Genomic DNA, 7,976 nt, shown 5'->3' on the forward strand with positions numbered 1-7,976 from the left:
GTGCATTGCGGTGCCGAGGGCCTGGCCGCCCGTGCCAGGCGGGAACTGTCCGCGGCCGGACTGCGGCCGCTGCCCCTGCGCTACGCACAGACGGACACACTCACCGCGCAGGAGCGCAAGGCCGCCGAGATGACGGCACGGGACCAGGCCGCGGCGGTCGTCGCCAAGGCACTGCACCTCACCGAGCAGGGTGTGCGGCAGTTGCTCTCGTCCGTGTACCGCAAGGTCGGCACGGACGCTGCGGGACTGGCCGAGGCCCTGGAGACGTTCCCCCGGCCGCGGCCGTAAGACGTTCCCCTGCCGCGGCCGCGCCGGCCTTGCTGCCCCGGGCAGGCCGCGGACCGGCACGGGCGAGACCGCGGCCGCGCGTTGTGCTGCGCCCGATGCCCCATCGACTCCCAGAACATCCGCAGCTCCGTGATGGTCGTGCGGCGCTGCCAGGGTGCCTTGAGGCGCAGGCCCGAGCGGGAGTGGGACAGGAGGGCGGACCGGGCGCGGCAGAAGGCCTCGCTCCTCCTTCGCTCACCCTGTGAGGGTTCCGCCGCCGAGGGGGTTCCGGCCGCCGGCGGCCCCAGATTCGCCCGACAGAAGCGCCGCGGATACCCGCCGCCCGGCCGTATGGAGCAGCACGGCCTGCGCCACGGCCGGAAGTTCGCCTCTCAACTTCCTGGCATGACGGACCACTTGACGTTGAACCGTTTCACTGCTTCCCTCGAGGAGCTGCCTATGGGAGCGCTCCCAGACCACCCCACGTGAAGGGAATCCCGTGCAGACCCCCCCCCACACCTCCCCGAGACGCGCCCTGCCGGCCCTCGTCGCGGCCGTACTCATGGCGTGCCTGCTGTCCTGGACCGGCGGCTCGCCCGCGCAGGCCGCGCCCGGTGACGGCTCGGTGTCCGATCCTCACATCGCGTACGTCGGACGCTGGGACACCTCCGCGGGCACCGCGGCCGTGCCGAACTGGACCGGCGCCTATCTGCAGACCGGCTTCACGGGCACCACGGTCAAGGTCAGGGCCAGGAACGCGGTCAACCTCTACGCGAGCATCGACAACGGCCCCGATGTGTTCCACGCGGGTGTGCGCGGCACGGTGAACCTCACTCCCCGGCCGCTGTCGCCCGGTACCCATACCCTGCGTCTGACCTACCGCTCCGGCGACACCGTCTTCCAGGGCCTGGTCCTGGACTCCGGGGCCCGGACCGTCGCCGCGAGCGCCCCGACCGGGCTGGTGGAGTTCGTCGGCGACTCCATCACGGCCGGGGCCCTCACCGACCGGCTGGCGCTGGACTCGTACGCCTGGAAGACCGGCGAGCGGCTGGGTATGCGGCACACGCAGATCGCCCGCTCCGGGTACTGCCTCGTCGCGCAGTCGGGGTGCGCCGGTCTGAGCGGGCAGTTCTTCAAGACGGCGAGCACGGGCGGCACGAACTGGGACTTCTCCCGGTACCGGGCCGACGCGGTCGTCATCAACCTCGGCACCAACGACATCGGACACGGCGTGTCCGGGGCCGCCTTCCAGTCCGCGTACACCACGTTCCTGCGGGACGTGCGCGCCAAGTACCCCTCGGCGCACCTGTTCGCGGTGCAGACACTGAAGAAGCGCTATGTCACCGAGACCAGGGCCGCCGTCGGCGCCCGCAACAGCGCCGGTGACGCGCGGGTGCACTACGTCGACACCACCGGCTGGCTCACCGACGGCACCCACTACGAGGACGGCAACGGGCATCCGAACGAGGCTGGGCACACCAGGTTCGCGGAGCGGCTGGCCCCGGTCGTCCGCGCCCGGCTCGGCGGCGCCGCCGCGGCGAAGGCGGCTGCCCCCGGACAGCCCGGCGACCCGAACATCAAGTTCGTCGGCCGCTGGGACACGACCAGCTCCTCCACCGCCTACACCCCGTACTGGGCGGGCGCGTACTACCGCGCCGGCTTCACCGGCCGGACGGTCAAGCTCAAGCAGCGCGGCACGATCGACCTGTGGGCACGGATCGACAACGGTCCCGTGAAGTTCTACGACGACGTCAAGGGGACGGTGAACCTGACCCCGTCGGCGCTCTCCCCCGGAAACCACACCCTCCAGGTCAACTACCAGGTGGTGGCCGGGTCGTACAAGGGCGACGCCGTCTTCCAGGGCCTGGTCCTGGACAGCGGCGCGACGACGTTCGCACCACCGGCCCCGGCCAGGACGGTCGAGTTCGTCGGCGACTCGATCACCGTGGGCACGACGAGCTCGCAGAACGCCCGTACCGCGTACGGCTGGCTGATCGGGGAACGGCTGGGCGTCGAGCACACGCAGATCGCGCAGGGCGGGGCGTGCCTGGTGGCCGCGGCGGACGGATGCGTGGGGCTGGAGCGGCAGTTCACCAAGCTCAACCCGAACGCGGCGACGCCCGACTGGAACTTCTCCCGCTACCGGGCCGACGCGGTCGTCATCAACCTCGGCACCAACGACGTCGGTCACGGGGTGAGTTCGGCGCAGTTCCAGTCGGCGTACAGCAGTCTGCTGCGCAAGGTGCGGGCCGCGTATCCACAGGCCTGGATCTTCGCGTTGGAGACGTTCCGCGGGCGGTTCGTCCCGCAGACCGAGGCCGCGGTGAAGGCCGCCGTCGCCGGGGGTGACGCACGGGTCTCCTTCGTGGACACGACCGGCTGGATCGGGTCGGGCGATCTGACGGACTCGGTGCACCCCAATGACCGGGGGCACCGGGTCATCGCCGACCGGCTGGCGCCGGTCATCGCGGCGCGGATCGGCTCGTAGCGGGCCCGAGGGGTCCGGGGGCGGGCCTCACATCGGGCCGGGGCCCGCTCCTCCCTTGAGACGTTCCAGGTCGGAGGGGCGGACCTGGATGACGACCAGCGCGATCAGCGCGGCGACCGCGGTGAAGACCGCCGCCATGATGAAGGCGGCCGACACTCCGGCGGTGAGGATCTCGTCGGACCAGGGCTTGGGCAGTTGCCCGGTGCGTTCGAACCGGGTGCGTTCGGCCGGGGTCGCCTGCTGGAGGAAGCCCGGGACCTGCTCGTCCGCCTCGTTGGCGCTGGCCGTGCCGTACATCGTCACCAGGATGGACAGGCCCAGGGAGCCGCCGACCTGCTGGGTGGCGTTCAGGAGTCCCGAGGCCGCCCCGGTCTCCGGGGTGGGCACGTTGGACAGCGCCATGAGGGTCAGGGACACGAACTCCATGCCCATGCCCAGGCTGAAGACGAGCATCGGGCCGAGGACGCTGCCCGCGTAGGTGGAGTGAACGTCGGTCAGGGTCAGCCAGGCCAGGCCCGCCGCCGCCAGGGTCGCGCCGACCACCATGAACGGTTTGGGCCCGTAGACGGGCAGGAACCGTGAGGCCAAGCCGGCGCCGATGGCGATGACCGCGCTGACCGGCAGGAAGGCCAGTCCGGCCGCGAGCGGGCTGAACCCGAGCACGTTCTGCACGAAGAGCGTGAGGAAGAAGAACATGCCGAATATGGCGGCGGCCAGGCACAGCATGATGCCGTAGGTGCCCGCGCGGTTGCGGTCGGCGAACATGTGCAGCGGCGTGATGGGCTGTTTCGAACGCCGCTCGATCAGGATGAAGGCCGCCAGGAAGAACGGCCGGGCAGGTCATCGAGGTGTACCTGCCCGGCCCCCGCGGGCCCTCGCGCCCTGTCCCGGGATCTGATACGAGCATCCCAGAGGGGCACGCCGCCCACCAGCACCGTTTGTCACGCGTCCGGCGTGAAGGCGTCATCCCGGAACCGTGAGGAACGCCGGTGCGGGATGGGCGTTCGGCTCGGTCCCTCCGGATTCAGCGGCCGCCGCGGATGAGGCCCGTCAGATAGCGCCACAGTGAGGAGCGCTGCCGGGCGGACGGGTCCGGCAACACCTCCTCGGCCACCCCCGGCGCGGGTTCCTCCGCCCAGGGCCGTGGCGGCGGCGCGGAGGCCAGCTCGTAGTGCACGGGCAGGGAGCGCAGACCGCGCATGAACGGCGAGGAGCGCCACGGCAGTTGGTCGGCGGGCAGGGCCAGGTCGAGGTAGTCGAACCGCTCGAAGAGGCGCCCCACACCGGCAGACGCGACCGCCGAGGCGAGCTCCCGCGCCGGGCACTGGCGCGGTCCGGCTCCCCAGGACAGGTGGGCCCGGGTGCTGATGGCGGTGCCCGAGGCGACGTGGTCGGCGAAGAGCGGGTCGGCGTGGGCGGCGCCCGGGGAGACCCACGCCGGGTCGCCGGCCCGGATGGTGTAGTTGCCGAGCGGGGTGTCCCGGGCCGCGAAACGCGGCACGAAGTTGACCAGCGGCGGCTTGCGCATGACCACCCGGTTCATGGTCTCCCTGACCATCCCGGCGGACAGGCTGGCGCGCACGCTGCCCTCACCCGAGATCACCTCCACGACGGTGTTGGAGATGAGGATGCCGACGTGGTCGGAGGTCATGCCGAGCAGCATGAACAGCTCGCGGGCGAGGTGGTCGAGCGACAGGTCCGGGTGGGCGGCCAGCAGGTACGAGGGGAAGTCGTCGCCCGGCTTCTCCAGCTTCAGCGCGGCCAGTTCGGCCAGCGTCGCCAGCAGGCGCTCCAGGGCTGCCTCGGCGTCCGGGCCCGCGTCGAGCACGCGCCACATGTCCATCAGCGCGTCGTCGCCCTGCGAGCCGGGGAAGCCCAGCAGATGGCTGGCCACCATCAGCGGCAGCGGCCGGGAGAACTGCGCGGACAGGTCGGCCACGCCGGTCTTGCCGCCCTGGCCGACCAGGGTGATCAGTTCGTCGGCGTAGGCGGTGACGGCGGCCTTCAGGCGCTTGGCCTGGGGGTGGCGGGGGTCCTGGAAGGGCTTGAGGGCGGCGTCCCACGCGGTGCGCAGCGGCCGGTAGCCGGCGCCGCCCTGGATGAGGATGTGGTTGACCTCCAGGGAGGGGCCGAGCGGCCAGTCGGCCGGCACCCTGCCCTCGGAGCGGGCCCGCCAGTTCTCCAGGCCCTTGGGCCAGCCGTCGTCGTCCTGGAGCACCTGGAGCGACTCGCGGTAGCCGAGGACCAGCCAGGCCGGCACCCCCAGCAGGTCGACCGGCGCGACCGGGCCGTGCTGCTGCCGCAGCCGCTCGTACACGAGCGCGGGACGCGTCTCGTAGTCCCTGGTCAGCAGCGGTTCGGGAGCGAGAGCCTCCAGACCCGTGTCGTCCAGGTCCACGGGTCCGCCGTCACCCCGCTGGGATTCCATCGTCTTGCCACCCTCCGACACGCCCTGTACCGGCACATCATCAGCCGGTAGCCGGAAACGGTGGGGACCCTACCCCAGGCTGAACTCGCGGGTAACGAGGGGGGTGGGTGGTGAGGACGGTCCGGGTGCGGGTCAGGCCGCGGTGTAACCGAGTTGTCGGCGCATATAGGGCGTCATGAGGCTCTTCGCCTTGGCGATGGTGGTGGTGCGGCTGCCGAGGACCGCGGACTCGCCGCCCGGCACGGGCAGCACGGTCAGTCCGTCGGCGGGGCCGAACGGCACGATGAGCGGGGTGCGTTGGATCGGCCGGTAGAAGCGCGGTTCCCTGCGGTGTTTGCCGGAACTCAGATAGGCACGGATGTTGTGGGCGGCGATGTCCGCCTGGGCGAGGGCGGCGGGGGTGATCTTGAGTTCGCTGACGTCGTTCACGTCGCCGACGGCGAACACGTCCAGCCTGCCCTCGACCCGGAGCGTCCGGTCGACCTTCACACGCCCGGCCCCGTTCAGCCAGTCGCCGTGTCCGGCCAGGCGCAGCCAGAGCGTGTTGGGGGTGGTGCCCGTCGCCCAGAAGGACAGGTCGGCCTCGACGATCGCGCCGCGGGCGTCGCGGTACGTGCCGAAGTCGTTGCCGGGCGACATGAAGGAGTCGAGCCGTACGTCGATGTCGTGGGACTCCAGCCAGGCCAGGGCCTTCCGCCCGGGTCGGGCGCTGCCCGTGGAGTCGAGCAGCGCGGGCCCGGAGTGGGCGAGGGTGACGCGGGCGTCCGGGCGGGCCAGGCGGATCTCGGCGCTGAGTTCGACGCCGCCGGGGCCGCCGCCGACGACCAGGACGTGCTCGGCGGTGGCGATGCCGCGCTGGTGCTCGGCGAACGACTTGGCCGCTTCCTCGGTGGTGGTACCGGTGAAGCGGGCCGGCTCGGGGTAGTCGGCGCCGCTGGCGATCACGACCACGTCGTAGGGCAGCCGCTCGCCGGTGGCGAGGACGACCTGCCGCTCGGCGGTGTCGATGCGGACGGCCTTGCCGGTGGCCACCCGGCCGTGGCGCAGCAGGCGGTCGTAGGGGATGAAGGGCGTGTGCGTCCACTCGGGGTGCACTCCGGCGCGCAGGGAGGCGATGCGGTGGAAGAAGACCTCCTTGCGGTCCACCAGCGTGACCCGGGCCGTGTCGTCGAGCCGTCTGGCCAGCCGGACACCGGCGTAACCACCGCCGATCACCACTACGTCGCCGTCGTACACACCGAGTCTCCTGTACGTGGGGGGGGGGAGCGAGGGCCGCCGCGGACGGGCCCCGCTCGGATCGACCCCCGGCGGCCACTCGACTGACGCGACAGTAGCGCTTGAAACCTAAAGGAATTCCGAGGTTCCGTGCATGTTCCGTGAAGAGATCGGAGCCTGATCGGCCGTCACTTTCCCCAGCTCTTCCGGTAGGCCTCCCGGTAGCCCGACGGGTCCCAGGTCGAGGCGCCTTCGCTGTTGTCGGCCGTGGCGATGTGCACGGGGGCCACGTATCCGCTGTCGGGTCGGCCGGAGAAGGCGCGGTTGAACTCGTCGACGATCTGCCAGCCCTGGAGGGACAGCGGCTCGGGCACGGTCGCGGCCTGGTACTGCTCGTTGTTGACGCGCTGGAAGGCGGACGGGTCGCCGTCGCCGGCCCCGATGTTGTAGGGCGGCCCGGAGCCCTTCTCGCCGGCGGCGCGGAAGGCGGGGGCGGCGTCGGCGAAGTACAGGTCGTTGATGGCCACGGAATGGGTCCAGCGGTCCTGGAAGCGGGAGAGCAGGGAGGAGATCTCCCGCGGGGTGCGGCTGCTGGCGTCGGGGATCGGGATGTTCTCCACGGAGAGCAGACGCACGCCCTGACACCTCGCCAGCTCCTCGCGGATCAGGTCGGACTTGTTGCGCGCGAAGGGGATCGACGCATCGGTGATGAGCACGACCCCGGCGCGGCCGTCGGAGTCGGAGATGATCCACTGCGCGCTGATGCGGGCCACGTCCTGGACGCGGGTGGTGACGTTGGTGAAGAGGTCGGGCTGCCGGCTGGGGCCGGGCTCGGGGACCGCGTGCCAGCCGATGAGCTCGATGCCCTGCGCATTGGCCCGGGCGGCCTGCTGGGCCGTCGAGTCGGGGTCGAACCCGCCGATGACGATCCCCGAGGGCCGCAGGGCGACGGCTTCGCTCATGGCCGCCTGGATGCCTGCCGGGGTGCCGCCGCCGTCGATCACCCGGACGTTCCAGCCGATGGTCCGCGCGGCGTCCCGCACCCCGTTCGCGGCGCCCGCGACACCGGGGTTCGTCATGGTCTGGGCGACGAAGACCAGGGTCTTGCCGGACACCGCCTCGGGGCCGCCGGTGGGCCCTCCCCAGGCGATGTCGGTCTGCTCCGCCCGGGCGACGGCTTCCCGGGCCCGGGTGTGGACGGCGGGGCAGCCGTTCGCACCCGTCGCGGTCTCGTCCGCGCTCTCGGAGGAACCGCGTTCGCAGCCGGTCAGGGCGGCGGCCGTGGCCAGCAGGACGCAGGAGGCGAGCCGCGCGGTGCGGACTGCGGGTGCGGCCTTGCGGGTGCGGTGCACGGGAGCTCCAGTGGGGGGATCGACGCGGCGGGGCGGTGCCGGGAGGGGTCAGGGCGGGGCCGTGCCGCCCTCCGGCGCCGGGGAGGGCGGGGGCGGCGCGGCGGGTGTGTCGCGGGCCGCGCCGCCGCGCAGCCGGCGGCGGGCGGCGTATCCGGCCAGGCCCACGGCGATGCCTCGCTGGGGCTCGTGCAGATGACCCGCAAGCGGGTCGGGCAGGGCCTGCTGG

The 7,976-nt window shown here is 72.2% G+C and carries 5 protein-coding genes and 1 pseudogene; 2 read left to right on the forward strand and 4 right to left on the reverse strand.

The features are described 5' to 3' along the window. Positions 1 to 288: hypothetical protein (locus tag ABZ281_RS27810; protein ID WP_356659775.1), on the forward strand; the 288-nt coding region annotated here is incomplete at its 5' end. Positions 289 to 766: 478 nt separating this feature from the next. Further along, complete coding sequence (locus tag ABZ281_RS27815) at positions 767 to 2,755, forward strand: GDSL-type esterase/lipase family protein (protein ID WP_356659777.1); 1,989 nt, start codon at positions 767 to 769, stop codon at positions 2,753 to 2,755. Positions 2,756 to 2,782: 27 nt separating this feature from the next. Here the strand turns inward: ABZ281_RS27815 and ABZ281_RS27820 are convergent. The 4 genes and pseudogenes from ABZ281_RS27820 to ABZ281_RS27835 form a co-directional block, all read right to left on the reverse strand. Beyond that, a pseudogene (locus ABZ281_RS27820) lies at positions 2,783 to 3,571 on the reverse strand (MFS transporter); the annotation flags it as partial. Positions 3,572 to 3,779: 208 nt separating this feature from the next. Further along, on the reverse strand, positions 3,780 to 5,183 hold the full coding sequence (locus tag ABZ281_RS27825) for a cytochrome (protein WP_356659779.1): 1,404 nt from the start codon (positions 5,181 to 5,183) through the stop codon (positions 3,780 to 3,782). Positions 5,184 to 5,315: 132 nt separating this feature from the next. Next, on the reverse strand, positions 5,316 to 6,419 hold the full coding sequence (locus ABZ281_RS27830; protein WP_356659781.1) for an FAD-dependent oxidoreductase: 1,104 nt from the start codon (positions 6,417 to 6,419) through the stop codon (positions 5,316 to 5,318). 167 nt (positions 6,420 to 6,586) lie between these two features. Continuing rightward, a complete protein-coding gene (locus ABZ281_RS27835; protein WP_356659783.1) occupies positions 6,587 to 7,750 on the reverse strand; it encodes a substrate-binding domain-containing protein in 1,164 nt (387 codons plus the stop codon). Positions 7,751 to 7,976: the final 226 nt, after the last annotated feature.

It is taken from the genome of Streptomyces sp. NPDC006265 (assembly GCF_040613555.1).
Taxonomy (GTDB): Bacteria; Actinomycetota; Actinomycetes; order Streptomycetales; family Streptomycetaceae; genus Streptomyces.

Bases quoted from the DNA above. Each gene is read 5' to 3' on its own strand.
- ABZ281_RS27825 (WP_356659779.1), bottom strand. From the start codon at position 5,183: ATGGAATCCCAGCGGGGTGACGGCGGACCCGTGGACCTGGACGACACG.